Source organism: Williamsia serinedens (assembly GCF_024171725.1).
Taxonomy (GTDB): Bacteria; Actinomycetota; Actinomycetes; order Mycobacteriales; family Mycobacteriaceae; genus Williamsia_A; species Williamsia_A serinedens.
The window spans coordinates 120,446-138,877 of record NZ_JAMTCG010000002.1 but is presented as its reverse complement, the minus strand read 5'-3'; the positions used below and the strand labels follow the sequence as shown (position 1 = coordinate 138,877).

15 protein-coding genes and 1 pseudogene are annotated in these 18,432 nt (G+C 71.3%); 9 read left to right on the top strand and 7 right to left on the bottom strand.

Translation table 11 applies throughout. The annotated features are described in order from the left end of the window. Nucleotides 1-13: 13 nt before the first annotated feature. On the bottom strand, nt 14-697 hold the full coding sequence (locus LX12_RS04185) for an NYN domain-containing protein (RefSeq protein WP_253653284.1): 684 nt from the start codon (nt 695-697) through the stop codon (nt 14-16). Further along, the gene (gene trmB / locus LX12_RS04180; RefSeq protein WP_372504923.1) at nt 694-1,491 is read right to left on the bottom strand and encodes a tRNA (guanosine(46)-N7)-methyltransferase TrmB; all 798 of its coding nucleotides are present in this window, start codon (nt 1,489-1,491) and stop codon (nt 694-696) included. Before trmB ends, LX12_RS04185 begins: the two co-directional genes overlap by 4 nt. 20 nt (nt 1,492-1,511) lie before the next feature. On the opposite strand from trmB, the gene LX12_RS04175 reads away from it, so the two are divergent. From LX12_RS04175 to LX12_RS04140, 8 genes are all read left to right on the top strand, one after another. After that, nucleotides 1,512-2,318 carry a hypothetical protein gene (locus tag LX12_RS04175; RefSeq protein WP_253653282.1) on the top strand — a complete coding sequence of 269 codons (807 nt, stop codon included), beginning with the start codon at nt 1,512-1,514 and terminating at the stop codon, nt 2,316-2,318. Continuing rightward, on the top strand, nt 2,315-3,598 hold the full coding sequence (locus LX12_RS04170; protein ID WP_253653281.1) for a hypothetical protein: 1,284 nt from the start codon (nt 2,315-2,317) through the stop codon (nt 3,596-3,598). The genes LX12_RS04175 and LX12_RS04170 overlap by 4 nt, the downstream gene beginning before the upstream one ends. Continuing rightward, entirely contained in the window at nt 3,598-3,954 is a 357-nt protein-coding gene (locus LX12_RS04165; protein WP_253653280.1) for a DUF6802 family protein, read from the top strand. Before LX12_RS04170 ends, LX12_RS04165 begins: the two co-directional genes overlap by 1 nt. Nucleotides 3,955-4,111: 157 nt before the next feature. Continuing rightward, a complete protein-coding gene (locus tag LX12_RS04160) occupies nt 4,112-5,935 on the top strand; it encodes a phosphoenolpyruvate carboxykinase (GTP) (protein WP_253653279.1) in 1,824 nt (607 codons plus the stop codon). An 81-nt stretch (nt 5,936-6,016) separates the two neighbouring features. Then, nucleotides 6,017-7,099, top strand: a complete 1,083-nt coding sequence (locus tag LX12_RS04155; RefSeq protein WP_253653278.1) for an esterase-like activity of phytase family protein — start codon at nt 6,017-6,019, stop codon at nt 7,097-7,099. 130 nt (nt 7,100-7,229) lie between these two features. Further along, nucleotides 7,230-8,015 (top strand): ABC transporter ATP-binding protein, encoded by a 786-nt coding sequence (locus tag LX12_RS04150; protein WP_253653277.1) that lies wholly within the window; start codon nt 7,230-7,232, stop codon nt 8,013-8,015. Further along, nucleotides 8,015-10,558 (top strand): ABC transporter permease, encoded by a 2,544-nt coding sequence (locus LX12_RS04145; protein ID WP_253653276.1) that lies wholly within the window; start codon nt 8,015-8,017, stop codon nt 10,556-10,558. The genes LX12_RS04150 and LX12_RS04145 overlap by 1 nt, the downstream gene beginning before the upstream one ends. 68 nt (nt 10,559-10,626) lie before the next feature. Then, complete coding sequence (locus LX12_RS04140) at nt 10,627-11,472, top strand: flagellar basal body-associated FliL family protein (protein ID WP_253653275.1); 846 nt, start codon at nt 10,627-10,629, stop codon at nt 11,470-11,472. Between the two features lie 6 nt (nt 11,473-11,478). Here the strand turns inward: LX12_RS04140 and LX12_RS04135 are convergent, their stop codons facing one another. From LX12_RS04135 to LX12_RS04125, 3 genes are all read right to left on the bottom strand, one after another. Then, entirely contained in the window at nt 11,479-12,327 is an 849-nt protein-coding gene (locus LX12_RS04135) for an SDR family oxidoreductase (protein ID WP_253653274.1), read from the bottom strand. Between the two features lie 37 nt (nt 12,328-12,364). Beyond that, nucleotides 12,365-14,008, bottom strand: a complete 1,644-nt coding sequence (locus tag LX12_RS04130) for an HNH endonuclease signature motif containing protein (protein WP_253653273.1) — start codon at nt 14,006-14,008, stop codon at nt 12,365-12,367. Between the two features lie 247 nt (nt 14,009-14,255). Further along, on the bottom strand, nt 14,256-15,020 hold the full coding sequence (locus LX12_RS04125; protein WP_253653272.1) for a class I SAM-dependent methyltransferase: 765 nt from the start codon (nt 15,018-15,020) through the stop codon (nt 14,256-14,258). Nucleotides 15,021-15,043: 23 nt separating this feature from the next. Between LX12_RS04125 and LX12_RS04120 the strand changes: the two genes are divergently transcribed. Next, on the top strand, nt 15,044-16,252 hold the full coding sequence (locus LX12_RS04120) for a glycosyltransferase family 4 protein (protein WP_253653271.1): 1,209 nt from the start codon (nt 15,044-15,046) through the stop codon (nt 16,250-16,252). Here LX12_RS04120 and LX12_RS04115 read toward each other — a convergent pair. Together LX12_RS04115 and LX12_RS04110 are read right to left on the bottom strand one after the other, a co-directional pair. After that, a pseudogene (locus LX12_RS04115) lies at nt 16,189-16,662 on the bottom strand (nuclear transport factor 2 family protein); the annotation flags it as partial. The gene LX12_RS04120 and the pseudogene LX12_RS04115 overlap by 64 nt on opposite strands. Then, complete coding sequence (locus LX12_RS04110; protein ID WP_253653270.1) at nt 16,649-18,406, bottom strand: MmpA family trehalose lipid delivery protein; 1,758 nt, start codon at nt 18,404-18,406, stop codon at nt 16,649-16,651. The gene LX12_RS04110 and the pseudogene LX12_RS04115, both read right to left, overlap by 14 nt. Nucleotides 18,407-18,432 lie beyond the last annotated feature (26 nt).

Here is an 18,432-nt window from a genome sequence, read left to right as displayed (position 1 = left end):
CACCGGTGCACGTCTACCCCTGGTTACGGCCGCTGAGCAGCGCGGACAGCGGTCGGAACGGGGCGAGCCAGGCGCCCTCGTCCGGCAGCGAGTCGAGATTGATCCGCGGCAACGGCTCGCGGAAGACCCCCGCTATGTCCTCCAGGTCCACGAAGGAGATCACCTCGGAGGTGACCGCCCAACTCGCGTGTTCCCGGAACCCCAGCACCGTCACCGGCACGCCCTCGGCGGCGACGTCCTCGGCCAGGGTACGGAATGCCTGCCCGTCCGCCGAGGCGACGTACAACCCCGCCAGCCCGACGGTGTGTCGACGCAACTCGATGTGGTCGAGCATGTCGGCGTCGACGTCGGAGTCCTCGGTGAGCTTGGGCTTCGCGAAGACGGCGAAGCCGACGTTGCGCAGCGCCTCGACCCAGGGGCGGACCACCTCGGCGCTGCCCGGGGCGATGTTGGTGAACACCGTCGCCTCGGGTTCGACGTCGTGCTCGTCGTCGGGGAGTGTGCGCGAGATCTCAGCCGTCTCGCCGAGCAGCCACCGGCCGAGGGCGTCGAAACGGGGGCGGTGGGCGGCGGTCGGGCGTCCGCCGAGGATCGCGCCGAGCCCCATGTCGAGATTCGGTGCGTCCCACACCAGCAGCACCCGGCGTGCGGTACTGGAGCCGGAGATGGTCTGTGCGACGTTCGGGTTCCCGCTCACGAGTCGCTCCCTGCCTCGTCGCGCGCCACCCGGGACAGCACGAACTCGGTGACCGACCGGCCCTCCCGGTCGGCGCGACCCTCGAACTTCGTGGTCGGCCGGTCGAGGGAGAACGGGGCGTCGCCCTCCAGTGGGACGAAGACGTCCTGGTCGGCGAGTACCTCCGCGATCCACTCCGCGTAGTCGGCGTGGTCGGTGGCGATGTGCAGCACCCCGCCGTCGGCGAGGACCCGTGCCAGCAGGTCGATGGTCCCGGGCTGGATCAGTCGCCGCTTGTGGTGACGGGCCTTCGGCCAGGGGTCGGGGAAGAAGATGCGTACGCCGGTCAGGGACGCGGGGTCGAGCATCTCGCGGAGCACGACGACCGCGTCGCCGCGGATGATCCGGATGTTGCCGATGTCGCCGCGGGCGATCATCCCGACCAGCTGGGCCAGGCCCGGCTTGTAGACCTCGACGGCCAGCACGTCGAACTGCGGCTCGGCGGCCGCCATCGCGGCGGTGGCGGTGCCGGTGCCGCACCCGATCTCCATGATCAGGGGCGCCTGGCGCCCGAACCACGCGGGCAGGTCGAGGGGTTCGCCGGCCGTGTCGGCGGAGGCGCTGACCGTGGCGTCGCGGCCGATGATCGGCCACAATGCTTCCCAGTTCTGCTGCTGGGCCGGCGTCAGCGTCCCGCGCCGCGACCGGAAGCTGGTGACCCGCGGGTAGAGGCGGGCGCGTGCCTCGTGGTCGGCGAGCGCGTCGGCGCCCGCGGTGCGGGTCGTGCCGGTCTCGGGGTTCTCCACGGGAGACATGGTGTCAGAGAGGGGAGTGGGTGGACCCCGTCCTGCTGTCGGCGGTCGACGAGATCCTGCGTCGTCACCCCGACGAGCCCCTCGCCCGACGAGCTCGACGCGTACGCGACGGCCCCGTCCGTGTCGCGGTCCGGGGACGTCCGGGCGCGGGCCGCGACACTCTGGCTCGCGCGCTGCGGGACCGGCTCGGGGTCGCTCCGATCGTGCCCGGCGACGACCTCGACGACGCCGACGTCTGGTGCCACGCCCTCGTCGGGTGGCCGCGGTCGGAGGATGTCGCGGCGCTGCGTCGTCTCCCCGCCGACCGCACGGTCGTGGTCCTCGCGAAGGCCGACACGCTCGGTGATCCCGACGCCGCGCTGGAGCGTGCACGCGAGTGCGCAGCGGTGGTGGGGGTGCCGGTCCACCCGGTGTCGGCGGTCCTGGGGTGTGTCGACCTCTCCGACGACGAGGTGGCCTTCCTGCACGGGATGGTCGACGCGGACGAGCCGGTCCCGTCGATGGCGGCGACCTTCGTCGTCGGCGACGGGGACGAACGGCGCCTGCGGACGGGCCTGCTGCGTCGGCTCGACCAGTACGGACTGCTCGTGGCCACCGACGAGATCGCCGTGGCCCGAGAGGAGGGCCGCCGGCCCGGCGCCCGCGACCTGAACCGGCTGCTGGTCGCGGAGAGCGGGTTCGCGGCCCTGCGACCTGTCCTCGACTCCATGGCCGCCGCTGTCGAGGCCCATCGCCGGGAGGTGGTGGCCGGACTGCTCGACCGCCTCGCCGCTGCCGGCGTGGAACGCGACCCCATCGAGACGACACTCGCGCAGGTGAGCCGGTGACCCGCGTCGTCGTGACCGGTGTCCCGCGCTCCGGTGCGCGGACGCTGGCGCATGCCCTCGCCGCGGTCGACGGCTCGCTGTCGGTCGCGGCCGTGCCCGCGGAGGCCCTCGCCGCCCGGTCCGCGACCGTCGGGTTGCTGGTGCTCGAGCCGTCGGCGCTCGCCGGCGACGACGACCTCGCTGCGATGCGTGCCCTCCGGTCCACGGTGGGGCACGTCGCGATCGTGGTGACCAAGGTCGACGCGTTCTGGGACTGGCCGACGGTCGCCCGTGCGTCGCGGTCGGTGCTGGACCCGTCCGAGGACCTGCCGGTGTTCGCGGTGTCGGCGGCCGCCGCGGTCGCCGGCGCGGTCGACGAGTCCGGCGTCGACGCACTCGCCGCGTGGATCCGCGGGTGTCTGGCCGAGGGCCCGGTGGCCCCTCGCCCCGCCCGGGCCGTCCCGCGTCCGGCGTCGGACGAGATCACCGACCTGCGGCGACAGCGGGCGCGGATCGTGCGGGGTCGGGATCGGGGACGCACGGACCGCCTCGCGGCCGTCCGGAGCGGACTCGCCCGCGTCCGGGCCTCGGCGGCGGCCGACAGCGCCGCCGGGCTGCGGGAGATCACCGCGGAGTCCGACCGTGTGGTCGCCCGGATGGGCGCCCGCCACGTCGCCGACCACCGACGATGGCTCGCCGAGCGCGTGCACCACCTGCAGTCGGAGGTGCTCGAGGCCGTCGACGACGACCTCGACCGGCTGCGCGCGGCGGTCCTGCTCGGGGTCGAACCGTTCCGGCCGGAGCCGACCGCGCCGGCCTCGCCGATCGTCCTGCGTGATCCGCCCCCGGCCGGGGCGCCCACCGAGGAGGTCGTCGGCGCGCTGCTCGGTGCCGCCTCGGGTTTCGCCGTCGCCCGGTTCCTCGTCGAACCGTTCGTCGAGGTGGAGGTCGTCCGTCAGATCAGCACCCCGTTGGCGCTGGTGATCGGGCTGGCGATCGGTCTCGTCATCACCTCGGTGCGACGCCGGTCGGCGCTCCGGACACGGGTGCGCGCGGCGACGACCGCGTCGCTCGCCGAGGCGCGGTCCGTGATCGACCAGGACGTGGCCGTCCGGGTCGCCGACGCCGAGACGGTGATCACCGGTCGGGTGCTGCGCCATGCGGAGCGACGGTCGGGACAGGCGGCGCGGGAGGTGGCCGACATCGACGACCGGATCCGTCGTGCGGCCGGTGGAACCGATCGCCGCGTCGGTGCGTCCAACCCACAGGAGATGTCCGGCGCACGACCCGAGAGGACCTGATGGACGTCCACACCCATCTCGACGGATCCGGCGACCCCGACGACCACGGCGACCCCGTGGTCGAGGTCGCCGCCCACGTCGTCACACCCCTGCCCGATGCCCACGACCATCTCTGGATGGCCGACGGCGACCGCATCTGGGACCTGGGTCCCGCCGAGACCGACACCGACGCCGACGGCGTGGCCGACTCGCTCACCCGCGTCGGACCCGACGGCATGACCGTCTACACCGACACCGATCACGACGGTCGCGTCGACGCGATCACCGAGGTCCACGGCGACGGCGCCGTCGAGACCCACACGCTCGACGGCGCGACCGGCGAGTGGATACGCACCCACGTCGGTCGGCTCGACTGACACCGGCCGCGCACCCGAGCGTGCGATCGCTCACCCGTGTGGATCGGGCCCGCACCCGACCGGTAACCTGGACAAACAGACACTGCGGCGTGTCGGCGGACGGGGAGTCCCGCCCGTCGGCCGCTTGACCGCATTGACGGCCACCAGGAGTAGACGAATGACCTCGGCGACCATCCCCGGACTCGATCCCGACAGTGCCCCGACGAAGCACGCGGAACTGCTCCGCTGGGTGGCCGAGGTCGCCGAGCTGACCCAGCCCGACCGCGTCGTCTGGTCCGACGGCAGCGACGCCGAGTGGGATCGTCTGACCGCCGACCTGCAGGCCGCCGGCACCATCACGAAGCTGAACGAGGAGAAGAAGCCCAACTCGTTCCTGGCCCACTCCGACCCCGCCGACGTCGCCCGTGTGGAGTCCCGGACGTTCATCTGCTCGCACCGCGAGGAGGACGCCGGCCCGACCAACAACTGGGTCGACCCCGCCGAGATGCGCGCGACGATGACCGAGCTGTACCGCGGCTGCATGCGCGGCCGCACGATGTTCGTCATCCCCTTCTGCATGGGCCCGCTGGGCGCCGAGGACCCGAAGCTCGGTGTCGAGATCACCGACTCGGAGTACGTCGTCCTGTCGATGCGCGTCATGACCCGCGTCGGGCCGAAGGTCGTCGAGGCGCTCGGTGAGGACCGGTTCTTCGTCAAGGCGCTGCACTCGCTGGGCGCGCCGCTGGAGGAGGGTCAGGCCGACGTGCCGTGGCCCTGCAACTCGACGAAGTACATCACCCACTTCCCCGAGGAGCGCGAGATCTGGTCCTTCGGGTCGGGATACGGCGGCAACGCTCTCCTCGGCAAGAAGTGTTACTCGCTGCGCATCGCGTCGGCGATGGCCCACGACGAGGGCTGGCTCGCCGAGCACATGCTGATCCTCAAGCTGATCAGCCCCGAGGACAAGGCCTACTACATCGCCGCCGCGTTCCCGAGCGCCTGCGGCAAGACGAACCTCGCGATGATCCAGCCCACCATCCCCGGCTGGCGCGCCGAGACCCTCGGCGACGACATCGCGTGGATGCGGTTCGGCAAGGACGGCCGTCTGTACGCCGTGAACCCGGAGTTCGGGTTCTTCGGTGTCGCGCCCGGCACCAACTGGTCGTCGAACCCGAACGCGATGAAGACCGTCGAGGCCGGCAACACGATCTACACGAACGTCGCGAAGACCGACGACGGTGACGTGTGGTGGGAGGGCCTCGAGGGCGAGCACGACCACCTCATCGACTGGCGCGGACAGGACTGGACGCCCGACTCCGACGGCCCTGCGGCGCACCCGAACTCGCGGTACTGCACCCCGATGAGCCAGTGCCCGATCATGGCGCCCGAGTGGGACGACCCGCAGGGTGTGCCCATCTCGGCCATCCTCTTCGGCGGACGCCGCAAGACGACCGTCCCCCTCGTCACCGAGGCCCGCGACTGGCAGCACGGCGTGTTCATGGGTGCCACCGTCGGGTCCGAGCAGACCGCCGCGGCCGAGGGCAAGGTCGGCACCGTCCGTCGCGACCCGATGGCGATGCTCCCGTTCCTCGGCTACAACGTCGGCGACTACCTGCAGCACTGGATCGACATCGGCAAGAACGCCGACGAGTCGAAGCTGCCGAAGGTGTTCTACGTCAACTGGTTCCGCCGCGGAGACGACAAGCGCTTCCTGTGGCCCGGGTTCGGCGAGAACAGCCGCGTGCTGAAGTGGATCGTCGAGCGCATCGAGGGCAGCGCGTCGGGTGTCGAGACGCCGATCGGTGTCGTCGCCACCCCCGAGGCCCTCGACCTCGACGGGCTCGACGTCGACGTGCAGGACGTCGCCGAGTCGCTCGCGGTGAACGTCGACGAATGGCGCGAGGAGATCCCCTCGATCGAGGAGTGGTTCTCGTTCGTCGGGGACAAGCTCCCCAGCGGCATCGCCGACGAGTTCTCCGCACTCAAGCAGCGTCTGAGCTGATACCGGGTCGGTATCGGCGGCGTCACGTTTGACACCGTTCGCGTCGCGCCGCCGATCCTGCATTCGCTAGCATCGGCCACCATGAGTCTGCGCCGTGTCGGCACACCCCTGCTCCGGGTCGGTTCGCTGCTGACGGCCACGGCCGCGGCCCTGTCGCTCGGTGTCAGCGCCGCTCATGCGGTCCCGGCACCTCCTGCGGCGCGCTACGTCTCCACGATGACGGTGCCCGACAACTTCATCCCGACACCGGTGCGGTGGGGCGGCATCTCGGGTCTGGAGAACATCGGCGGCGGCAACTACGTCGGCATCAGCGACGACCAGGGTCAGTACGGCCCGGCGCGCTACTTCCAGTTCCGGCTTCCGATCGCCGGGAACGGCATGTTCACCGCGCCCACACCGCAGCTGACCGGGGGTGGGACGGTCCTCGCGCCGAACCAGCTGCCGCTGCTGCCCGGTCAGATGGACATGGAGGCGATCCGCCGACTCGGCCCGAACTACGTCATCAGCAGCGAGGGTGCCCGACCGTGGATCCGCGTGGTCAGCCCGCTGGGCGTCTACGTGCGCGACCTGCGTATCCCGTCGGCCTACATCCCCGGCCCGGGCAAGGGCATGGGCGTCAACGACGGCTTCGAGGGCCTCGCCGTCACCCCGAATGGCACCGTCGCCGCGATGACCGAGGACGCGCTGCGGCAGGACGGCGGCGGCCCGACGATCGCCACCGGCACCTCGTCGCGGCTGGCCGTGTTCGGATCGCGCGGGACCAGCGAGTACGTCTACCGCACGGACCCGCTCGCGAAGGGCGCGAGCCGCGGGGCGACGAAGAATGTCTCGGAGATCCTGGCGGTGAACAACACCGACTTCTACGTCCTCGAACGCGGCTATGACCCCGCGACGAACCGCAACGACATCAAGGTCTATCTCGCGACGACCCGCGGCGCGACGCAGGTCGGCGGGAAGTACAAGCTCTCCGGCTCGGAGACCGTGATGCCCAAGCGGCTCATCTTCGACTTCGGCATGCTGCCGCTGCTGCGTCCGGACAACGTCGAGGGCATGGCCTACGGTCCGCGGCTCGCCGATGGTCGGCGCACCCTGGTCCTCGTCAGCGACGACAACTTCGCCACCCCGCGCCAGCACACCAAGTTCCACCTGCTCGCGCTGAGCTGATGCCGGTCTCCGACCGGGGCTGAGATGCGGATCACCGCACCTCAGGGACATTTCTCAGGGTCCGCCCGGATGCCGTGACTACGGTGGTCGGGCGACGATGTCGCGTATGCCCCCGAGAGAGCGAGCCCCCATGAGCACCGACGAGCGCCCGCGTCACGCCGCGTCGACGACGACCATCGCCGCCCGGGCCGACGACGTCCGCAAGGTCTACGGCAGCGGAGACACCACCGTCGAGGCGCTCAAGGGCGTCTCGGTGTCGTTCGCGACCGGAGAGTTCACCGCGATCATGGGGCCGTCCGGCTCCGGCAAGTCGACGCTGATGCACTGCCTCGCCGGCCTCGACTCCGTCTCCGGGGGATCGGTGACCATCGGCGACACCGACCTCACCACCCTGGACGACAAGGCCATGACGCGGCTCCGGCGTGACCGGATCGGCTTCGTCTTCCAGTCCTACAACCTGGTGCCGACGCTCACCGCGCGCGAGAACATCACCCTGCCGCTCGACATCGCCGGGCGCACCCCGGACCAGCAGTGGTTCGACACCGTCACCGAGCGACTCGGCATCACCGCGCGGCTCGACCACCGGCCGAGCGAGCTGTCGGGCGGGCAGCAGCAGCGTGTCGCGTGCGCGCGGGCGCTGGTCGGTCGGCCGCAGATCATCTTCGGCGACGAGCCGACCGGCAACCTGGACTCGCGGTCGTCGGCGGAGGTCATGGGCATCCTGCGTGCCGCGGTCGACGAGTTCGGCCAGACCGTCGTCATCGTCACCCACGATCCGCGCGCGGCGAGCTGGGCCGATCGCGTCGTGTTCCTCGCCGACGGCCGCATCGTGGAGGAGCTCCGATCGCCGTCGGCCGACGACGTGTACGCGTTCCTGCGGGACCTCGACGACCCGGCGCGCGGGGCCTCGTCCTGATGGCCGGCTCTGCGATGCGGCGGGTGTCCCTGCGGAACCTGGCCGCGCACAAGGTCCGTCTCGTCCTCACCGTGCTCTCGGTGGTGCTCGGCACGTCGTTCGTCGCCGGGTCGATCATCTTCACGGCCACCATCTCCTCGGCGTTCTCCACGATCTTCGACGGGGTCGCGCTGGGCGTCGACACCCGCGTCAGCCCGAAGGAGACGCAGGCCAACGGGATCCCCAACTCCGTCCTGGACACGCTGAACGCCGACCGGCAGAAGCTCGGCATCGCGAAGCTCGTGCCGCGCTACTCGGCGCCGGTCACCATCGCCACGGCCGACGGGACAGCGCTGCAGACGGGTGGGGCGCCGAGCATCGGCACCGCGTTCCTGCCGAGCTCGGAATCGTTGTCGCCCACCGACAGCAAGCTCGAGCCCGGCGGACGGGCCCCGCAGGGAACCGGTGAGATCGCACTGAACCAGTCCGCGGCCACCAAGGCAGGGCTGTCGGTCGGGTCGACCACGAAGCTCGTCGTCAGCCGCGGTTCCGCCGCACCCATCACCGTGAAGGTGGTCGGCATCCTCGACCTCCCGCAGGACACCGGCGGCTACGTCAACGTCCAGATGCAGCAGTCCGTCGCACGGGACCTGTTCTCCGACGGCTCGCCGGCGTACGTGGAAGCGTCTGCGGTGCAGGGTGTCTCGTCGGAGCAGTTGACGCAGCGGATCGAGTCGGTGGTCGGGTCCGACTACTCGGTGCAGACCGGCGCGCAGGTCCGGCAGCAGGAGAAGGACCAGGTCAACAAGTTCCTCGACGTCTTCAACTACATCCTGCTCGGGTTCGCCGCGATCGGGCTCGTCGTCGGGACGTTCATCATCTACAACACCTTCTCGATGATCATCGCCCAGCGCGTCCGGGAGTTGGCGCTGCTGCGGGCGATCGGTGCCTCGCGCAGCCAGATCACCCGATCGGTGTTGCTCGAGGCGTTCGTCGTCGGTGTGTTCGGCGGTGTCGTCGGGCTCGGCATCGGGATCGGTCTCGCCGCGCTGCTGCGTGCGATCACGTCGTCCAACTCCGGTCTGCCGTCGGCGTCGTTGGCGATCACGCCGAGCGCGGTGATCGCGTGCATGGCGGTCGGCATCGTCGTCACGATGGTCAGCGCCTACGCGCCGGCCCGGCGCGCAGCCCAGGTGTCGCCGGTCGAGGCGATGCGGGAGAGCCAGACCGACGGTGCCACGTCGCTGAGACGCCGCACATTGATCGGTGCGCTGCTCGCGGTGATCGGTGTGGTGCTCATCGGCGTCGGCACCACCGGCCAGGGTGCGAGCTGGGCCGCGACCGTCGGGGTCGGCGCGTTCGTGATGATCCTCGCGGTGGTGTTCGCCGCGCCGGCGTTGTCGCGGCCTGCGGTCGGGCTGCTCGGCCGCGTCCTGGGACGGCCGTTCGGGAAGATCGGGGTGTTGGCCCGTACCAACGCCGTTCGCAATCCGCGTCGGACGGCCGCGACGGCCTTCGCGCTCACGCTCGGGCTCATCCTGGTCGCCGTCGTCGGCACGTTCGGGTCGAGTCTGAAGGGCTCGATCGACGACACCATCGACAAGAACCTCAGCGCGGATCTCGTCCTGACGACCTCCGATCAGGGTTCGCTGCCGACGTCCGTCGTCGCAGCTGCGACGAACTCGCCGGACGTCGCGACCGCGGTCTCGTTCCGGATCGTCGCCGCGAAGGTGGGAACCGATGCGGTGACCGGCATCTCGCCCGCCGGTGACCTCGAGAAGGTCACGCCGTACGAGATGCGATCGGGGTCGGCGACGATCCCGGCCGACGGGATGATCGTGTCGCAGAAGACGAGTGACGCGAAGGGGTGGAAGCTCGGCGACACCGTCACCTTCACCGGGTACGACGGGACCGTCGTCCCCGTGCGGGTCACGGGTGTCTTCGCCGACAACCAGGTCCTCGATCCCTGGCAGATGGGGTCGGCCGCGTACGAGAAGCTGGTGCCCGCGTCCTACCGGTCCGACCGCCTGATCCTGGTGACGGCGAAAGACGGTGTGTCGGTCGACAAGCTGCGCACGGACCTGACCGCCGCCACGAAGGACTACCTGACGGTGCAGGTGGAGGACCGGGCGGAGTTCGCCGGACAGGCGTCGTCGCAGATCGACCAGATGCTCGCGGTGCTCTACGCGATGCTCGGGTTGGCGTTGGTGATCGCGGTGCTCGGCATCATCAACACGCTGGCGCTGTCGGTGATCGAACGCAAGCGGGAGATCGGAATGCTGCGCGCGATCGGGATGGCGCGGGCGCAGGTGCGGCGGACGATCTACATCGAGTCGGTGCTCATCGCGATCTTCGGTGCCGTGCTGGGGGTGATCCTGGGCAGCGGGTTCGGTGTCGCCGTGGTCCGCACGTTCAAGGACCTCGGGATCACCCGTGCGGTGCTGCCGTACTCGCTGATCGGCATCACGCTGGTCGCCGCGGCGGTCGTCGGGGTGGTCGCGGCGCTGTGGCCCGCGGTCCGTGCCGCGCGGACCAACCCGCTCGAGGCGATCTCCGACGTCTGACGCGAGCGGTTCCGGCACACTGGAGGCGCCTTGATCGTCGAGGCGTCGCACCGTGCAGGAGGCCGCCGATGACCGATCGACCCGACGACCGTCGGCCCGACGACCCGTCGCGGCCCGACGACGGTCAGTGGCGGCCGGTCGACCCGCCGACGGAGGCCGCCGGGCCCTACCAGCCGAACCCGTATCCGCAGCAGAACCCGCCGACGCGGGCGTTCGACCCGTACGCCCCACCGGACCCGTACGCGCAGCAGCCCTACGGTCAGCAGCCGTACGGACAGCCGGACCCGTACGCCACGCAGGGACCGGTGTACGGCGGCCCTGCTTACGGGCCGACCCAGCAGTTCTCGGGCGGTCCGGGCACCCCGCCACCCGGCTATGGGCAGGGGTACGGCGAGTACGCGCCGGCGGGAGGGCCACCGCCGCCGAACGGTGGGTCGTCGCGCACCCTGTGGCTCATCGCCGCGGTCGTGGCGTTGATCCTCGTCGTCGCGCTGGTGGCCGGGTACTTCCTGATCAGCCGGTCGGACTCGTCCGACGACACCGCCGCCGCGGCGTCGAGCACCTCCGAGCCGGCGCCCTCCACAGACAACCTGTTCCCGACCTTCGCCGACCCGTCGACCCCGCAGGACGGCGGTCAGCCGAGCGCGTCCGCCGCACCGGGGCAGGTGCTGTACCAGCTGAGCGGCAACGGTCAGGTGCTCGGCGTGACCTTCGCGTCGGGGACGACGCTGAAGGTGTCGCCGACGCTGATCACCCCGCCCTGGTCGGTGGCCGCGACCGTCGACTCCGACCCGTCGCTCACCGCCGTGGTCCTCAGCGGCTCCGTCACCTGCACCATCTCCCGTGACGGCCAGGTGCTGACGACCGCGACGTCGTCGACCGGTCTGCTGCGGTGCGCGGTGCCCGCGGGCTGATCGGGATCAGCGGCGGGCCTGTCGCCGCCACGTGGCCATCCGGACGAGGTAGCGCGGGACGGCGCGGGGTCGGGGCGGCCGCGGCCAGTCGCGGGCGCGGAACCACGCGTCGGTGCCGCCGTCCACGGTCACGACGCTGCCGACCATGGTGTCCGCGGCCGGCGAGAGCATGAGCAGAACCCACTCCGCGATCTCGGATGCGGTACCGAAGCGCCGGATCGGGATGGGGAACCGGCGGACGTGGCCGCCCGTCGCGCCGTCGAGTTGTCCCTGCAGCAGCGGGGTCTCGACGGCGCCGGGGCAGATCACGTTGAGGCAGACGCCGGCCCCTGCCCATTCCGGCGACGTCGCGTGGGTACGGACCCACTGGGTCACTGCGACCTTCGACGCGGCGTACGTGGTCACCGGCGCGAGCGGCGGGATGCGGCGCAGGATCCGGATGGCGCCGGCGACGTCACCCGCGACCAGTCGCCGTGTCGCGCCGCGGGGGACGAACGGGGTCGTCGTGCTCGAGTTCGAGCCGAACACGACGGCCTTGCCGCGCGTCGCCTGCAGGGCGGGGAGCCACGCGGTGAGCAGATCGGTGACGCCGAGCACGTTGACCTGCGCCACGGTCGCGATCTTCCCGGGCGTCGGGCCCATCCCCGCTGCCATGACCGCGCCGTCGAGACGGTCTCCTGCGGTCGTCAGAACCTCGCGGGCCGCGGCAGACCGACCGTCGGGGGTCGACAGGTCGGCGACGACGTCGGCGTCAGCCCGGTCGACCCCGATCACCCGGTGCCCGTCGGCCCGAAGTCGTTCGGCAACTGCCGCACCCATGCCCGACGCGCTCCCGGTCACCGCGTACACACCCATGGTCGATGGACGTTACGCGCGCGGGTCGCGGTGGAACTCAGAACGGCGGCGGGTTCGCGTCCTCGGCGCGTTCGACGGCGCGCAGGTGTGCGGCGCGTTTCTCGACGCGTCGGGTGGCGAGTGTGGTTCTGGCGGGGTGGTTCTCGGGCTTTGCGGGTGGTCCGAGGGCGGGGAAGATGTCGACGGCGGTGTAGGCGTTGCCGAGGAACATGTGGCCGGTCGGGGAGTGGAAGAACGCCTCACCCAGCGGGGACTGATAGTCCTGCCAGGCTTTGTCGAACGTCTTGATGCGGTGGTGGAACCGGCACAGCGGTTTGAGATTCGATCTCGTTGTCTGCCCGCCACTGTTTGGGTTTCGGTGGTCGAACGGGTCGGTGTGGTCGAGGTCGACTGACCAGGCGGGTGCGGAGCAGCCGGGGAAGGTGCAGCAGAGTTCGCCGGCGCGGACGAGGGCCTGCAGTTTCTTCGACGGCACGTAAGTCGATGCCGATGTCGCGGCGCGGGCGGGGTCGTCGCGGCGGAGGAATTCGCGCTCGGCGTCGGCGAGGAGGGCGCGCATGGTGTCGGCGTCGATGATCCCGCGGCCGTCGAGGTAGCCGGGTTGGTCGTCCAGACCGAGCAGCGTCGACAGGTTGACCACGATGTGGAAGAAGGGCTGCGCCGCCGTGACGGGCGGTGCGATCGGCTGCGGCGCGGACGGCTCACTCATCGGTGCAGGCTCGTCGACGACGGGCGCAAGCTCCACGGTCGCGTCGATGTCCACGTCGTTCTCGACATCGACATCGATGTCGGTGCCGGGATCGATATCGGTCGCGGCGGTGCAGGTGTCGCAGCCGCAGACCAGGTGATCCACTCCGGCGGCGAGGGCGATGAGGGCGTCGGCGCGGCGCTGCGCGCGGGTTCGAGGATCACCGGTGTGTACGGAGGCGGCCATGGCGGTGAGCCGGGCGTCGATGGCGGCGGCGTCGGTCATCGGCAGGGACGCCGACACCCGGGAGGCACCGGGTTGGAAGCGGTCGGGGCGGATGGTGACGTCCCGGTCGGCGGCAGCGCGTTCTTTGCGGCGCAGCAGGGCGTCGGGGTCGATGGTGGCGACGATGGCGTCGACCATCGCGCCGAGGCGTGCCCGGGACAGGGGTGGCCGGTCGAACAGGGCTTGGGCGATGTGGGTGTCGAGGATTTTCACCAGCTCTGGGTCGACGACCAGCTTGGTGCGGGTGCAGATGAGCAGGAACCCGGCCAGGTCGATGCGTCCCACGGCGAGGGCTTGGCCGGTGAAGACCAGCCGGTACCGCGCGGTGTCACCGGCGGTGATGATCTCCCGCGCCTTCGCGGCGGGCACGTTGAGGACGGCACCGACTTCGGCGGTCGCCCGCTCCAACCCGTCGGGGCCGTACTCGGCGCGCGGATCCCGCCCGGCGAGGTGGTCCATCCCCGCGGCCATCAGCTCGTCGACCGAGGCACGTTCACCGGAATCGTGGGCGGCGACCTCGACCAGGTAGTCCTCGCAGCGCTCGTCGTGGATCAGCGACGCAGCACAGATCATCCGATAGTCGGCGGAGGCGGTGATGGACCGGCAATGCGACAACACCTCGACGAGCTCAGCCGCGGAGTGCTTGTCGTCGGCAGCCAGCGACGCCACCACACCGGAGGTGTCGAAGGCGGTGGCCGTGTCGCTCATGCGTTCGATCGTACAGGCGGCCACCGACAAGAACGGAGGCCCGAACTCGCCCTGTGGACAACCAGGCGTTGCGTCGCGCATCGGCGTCACTGCCCCGGCACCGTTGACGCTCCACATATTCGAGGACGCTCCGGATACATCCGGAGCGTCCTCGAAAATCCGGAGCGCGAACCCTGGATGTGGAGCGCGAATCATGAATGTGGAGCGCCGACCCCACAACCGGAGCGGCAACCCTGGATGTGGAGCGTCAGCCGGCTCTACGGAAAACGAGAACGAGGTTGCTGCCCAACAGTTCTCGAAGACCAGGGACGCGCATGACCCACCACATCCAGGACGGCAGGTAGCGCGGGAACGCGCCGATGAGCACAGCCTCCGACGACGGAACCGACCGCGCCCAGCGCAGCCCGTCGGCGGCAGTGACCCGAAAGAGGCTGGTGCCGAAAAGGTTCTTCGGCGGATGACCGTGGCGCCGGGTGTACATCCGCGCTGCACGGTGCCCGCCGAGGTAGTGGGTCAGCCCCATCTCGTGCCCGCCGAACGGGCCGTACCAGAGCGTGTAGCTGATGACCGTCGTGCCGCCGGGCCGCGTCACGCGCAGCATCTCGGCGCACATCCGCCACGGATCGGACACGTGCTCGACGACGTTCGACGAGAACACCACGTCGAACGCGCCGTCCGCGAACGGCAACGCCATGCCGGACGCGCGGACCGTCGCGCGATGCGGGAGCCCCGCCGCGTGCAGCTCGGCCGGATCGGGTTCGGCGGAGACGTAGTGCGCGCCGCGGGCGGCGAACCCGTCGGCGAAGTAGCCGGGACCGCCGCCGACATCGAGCACACCGGCCCCCGACAACCCGTCGGGATGCAGATCGCCGATCAGCTCGACGGAGTCACGGGCGAGTGCCGAGTAGAAGCGGTCGGGGTCGGGCTGCTCGTACCGGAAGTCGTTCAGCAGCCCCGCCGCGCGTCGGAGCGTCGCCCGACGGGCCAGCCGCGCGAGTCCGGGGGCAACCACACGCCACACCCTAGAGTGGGGCCGTGCCGCCCGAACCCACCGTCCGCGACGTGCTGCTGCTGTGCTGGCGCGACACCGGGCACCCGCAGGGCGGCGGCAGCGAGCGGTACCTGGAACGTGTCGGTGCCGAACTGGCCGCTCGTGGCATCCGGGTCACCCTCCGGACCGCCGGCTACCGCGGGGCGGCGCGTGAAGAGGTCCGCGACGGCGTCCGGATCTCCCGGGGCGGCGGCCGCCTGACCGTCTATCCGCGCGCGCTCGTCGCCATCGCCGCCGGTCGCCTCGGGATCGGACCGTTGCGAGGCATACGACCCGACGTCGTGATCGACACCCAGAACGGCATCCCGTTCTTCGCGAAGGTCGTCTCCCGGGCGCCCGTCGTCGTGCTCGTCCACCACTGCCACCGGGCGCAATGGCCGGTGGCGGGTCGGCTCCTCGGGACCGTCGGCTGGTTCGTCGAGTCGTGGTTGTCGCCGCGGGTACACCGGCGCCACCAGTACCTGACGGTCTCGACGCCGTCTGCCGACGACCTGCTGCTGCTCGGCGTCGACCGCGCCCGCGTCGCCGTCGTCCGCGCCGGAGCCGACGACGTGCCCGCCGGCACCCGTGCGCATGCACCGTCGGAGGGCCACCGCCTCTGCGTCGTGTCCCGACTGGTCCCGCACAAGCAGATCGAGGACGCGCTCGGCGCCGTCGCCCGACTGCGCCACGCCATCCCCGACGTGCACCTCGACATCGTCGGTGACGGCTGGTGGGCGCCCAACCTGCGTGCCGTCGCCACCGACCTCGGCATCGGCGACCACGTGACCTTCCACGGACACGTCGACGAGACGACGAAACACCGTGTGCTGGCCCAGGCGCAGGTGCACCTGATGCCGTCGCGGACCGAGGGCTGGGGTCTGGCGGTCATCGAGGCGGCTCAGCACGGGGTCCCGACCATCGGGTACCGCTCGTCGCGCGGCCTCACCGACTCCATCGTCGACGGCGTCACCGGACTCCTCGTCGACGGTCCCGACGACCTCGCCTACGCTGCCCGCGACCTCCTGCTCGACGCGGACCGGCGCGACGCCCTGGGGTCGGCCGGCCGCGACCGCGTCGCCGACTACTCCTGGTCCGCCACCACCGACGCCGTGCTCTCGGTGCTGGCGGCGGCCGCGTCGGGAAGGAGGATCGCCGGCCCTGTCGAGAGGGAGAAGCTCGGCACGTCGGCCAGGGACAGCGTCGCCTCATAGGTGCGCTGGTAGCCGGTCCGACAGATACGCCAGCCCTCCGACGTCCTCCGGTAGGTGTCGTCGTAGAACGCGGCCCCGAACAGCATGAAGTTCATGCTCGCCGCGATCACCCGATCCTGCAGATACCAGCGGCCGGTTGCGGTGTCGCCGTCGACGTCGATCTCGGGGTGACCCGCGTGGTGCTCGGTGATGATGACGTCGGTCCCGAGTGACGACCGCATGAAGTCGACAAGGGTGTCCCGGTTCTCGAACTCCAATGACGCGCCGTACGTCCCGGTCACGTCCGGGGTGAGCGTCTCGGCGAACTCGTCCCAGCGCTTCGTGTCGAGCGTGCGCAGATAGCGGTACTTCAGACGCGTGATCGCGGCGATGTCGTCGGCAGCGGTCGGGGTGGCGTCACGGTCGGGCATCCCGCCATTGGATCAGCCGACGTCGGGTCGCCGTGGCGATTCCGACGACGATCGTCGCGAGCCACGCGAGGTGGGCGGCCCACGTCGTCGTGCGGTCGATGCCGCTCGCCCGGACCACGGTCGGATCGGGGACCCGCAGCAGAGCGAGGTCCGGGCCGTCGTGCACACACTCGAGTCCGGTGACCGGCACGGTCACCGAGCACACCCCGGGCTTCGTCATCAGCATGGTCCCCGGTGGGGCCGCGGTGTACTGCGACTCGACGAGCACCCACCCGACGCCGAGGCGCGCCAGGTCGGCGGCCGTCCCGCCGTCGGTGACGATGCGATCGGCCCGGGCGGCGCGTGAGGTCGGCGGCGGCGCGTCGACCGTCCGACCGTCGACCACGAGGGCACCCCCGGCCACCACGGGAACTCGGAGCAGGCGACTCGCCGGGTCCAGAGAGACCGCGCCGCCGGTGACGTCATAGCGGCGGTTGGTGCCGGTCGGCACCGTGACGACGTCGCCCGATCCGGCGGGGATCTCGTCCGCGACGACGGTCCAGTCGGCGGGGTACCGCACCGTCCGCACGTCGCCGCCCACGCCCCAGGCGAGATCGGGGAGGGGTGCGACGACCAGCAGGATCGCGGCGCCCGCCGCAGCACCGCGCGGAACCCACCGTCCGATCAGCTGGACCGCCGCCGCGGCCGCCACCGCGTAGACCGGGACGGCCAGGGCGACGAACTTCGACGTGTCGCGCAGCAGCCCGGCGCCGGGGACCGTGTCGACGAGACCGCCGAGCACAGACCGCCCGGGACCGGTCGCGGCGAGCGCGCACAGCACCACCGCCACCACACCGACCGCCGACAGCTCGCGAATCAGCGGAAGGCGGCGCCGTCGTCGGAGCAGGACCGGCACCCCTGTTGCCACGACAACCAGGAGGCACGCCGTCGCGACACCTGCCCACCCGATGGTCCGACTGCCCGGCACGGCGTCGGCGTTCCAGATGCCGCCCAGCCCGGCGAGGGTCACCAGCGTGCCGAGACCGGGCTCGGCACGGGCCGCGAACAGGTCGACGGCCCCGGCGTCGGAGGTGGCTGGCGCCGTCGTGAGCAGGGATGCGACGAGCCAGGGCAGGTTCGCGAGCACCACCACTCCGACGGCCACGAGAGTCGGCCGGGCACGCCGCTGCAGCACGGTCGGCACGACGACCACGGCGACGACGATCACCGCGACGAACAGCCCGCCCGTCGGGGTGAACGCCCCGACCGCGCACCACGCGGCCAGCCGCACCCACGACGACCCTCCCCGCGCCCGAGCGTCGAGACCGGCGAGCGCGACCCAGCACAGCGCCGCGAGCCCGATCAGCAGACTCCACTGGCCCTGCAGGAGCCGCTCGGCGACGAACGGGTTCCAGATCGCCACCGCCACGGCGGCCAGCGCCCCGGGCGTCCCGGTGGCGGGCAGCAGACGCTGGGCCAGCCGACCCGCACCGACCCCGGCCAGGACCAGCGCCAGCGTCATCAGCCCGACGACGACGAGCCCGCCGTCGACGACCTGCGACAGCACCGCGACGGCCCAGTCCTGCGGCACCGCGCGCGCCGGGAGGTCACCGAGACCGAGCGCGCTGTCGGTGACGTGGCTGCGCGGCGTCGACACCGCGTCGCGGTACAGCAGGTATTCGCCGGACCACAGCGGGGCGACGACGGCCGCGGACAGGACGACCGACGACGTCCAGATCGCCGCGCCGGCGCCCCTGCGGCCCATGGTCGGCGACCCTAGCGCGACCTGCG

Coding starts and splice junctions, on each gene's coding strand:
- LX12_RS04145 (WP_253653276.1), top strand. CDS start 8,015: ATGGCCGGCTCTGCGATGCGGCGGGTGTCCCTGCGGAACCTGGCCGCG.
- LX12_RS04130 (WP_253653273.1), bottom strand. CDS start 14,008: ATGAGCGACACGGCCACCGCCTTCGACACCTCCGGTGTGGTGGCGTCG.
- LX12_RS04165 (WP_253653280.1), top strand. CDS start 3,598: ATGGACGTCCACACCCATCTCGACGGATCCGGCGACCCCGACGACCAC.
- LX12_RS04155 (WP_253653278.1), top strand. CDS start 6,017: ATGAGTCTGCGCCGTGTCGGCACACCCCTGCTCCGGGTCGGTTCGCTG.
- LX12_RS04135 (WP_253653274.1), bottom strand. CDS start 12,327: ATGGGTGTGTACGCGGTGACCGGGAGCGCGTCGGGCATGGGTGCGGCA.
- LX12_RS04160 (WP_253653279.1), top strand. CDS start 4,112: ATGACCTCGGCGACCATCCCCGGACTCGATCCCGACAGTGCCCCGACG.
- LX12_RS04140 (WP_253653275.1), top strand. CDS start 10,627: ATGACCGATCGACCCGACGACCGTCGGCCCGACGACCCGTCGCGGCCC.
- LX12_RS04110 (WP_253653270.1), bottom strand. CDS start 18,406: ATGGGCCGCAGGGGCGCCGGCGCGGCGATCTGGACGTCGTCGGTCGTC.
- trmB (WP_372504923.1), bottom strand. CDS start 1,491: ATGTCTCCCGTGGAGAACCCCGAGACCGGCACGACCCGCACCGCGGGC.
- LX12_RS04150 (WP_253653277.1), top strand. CDS start 7,230: ATGAGCACCGACGAGCGCCCGCGTCACGCCGCGTCGACGACGACCATC.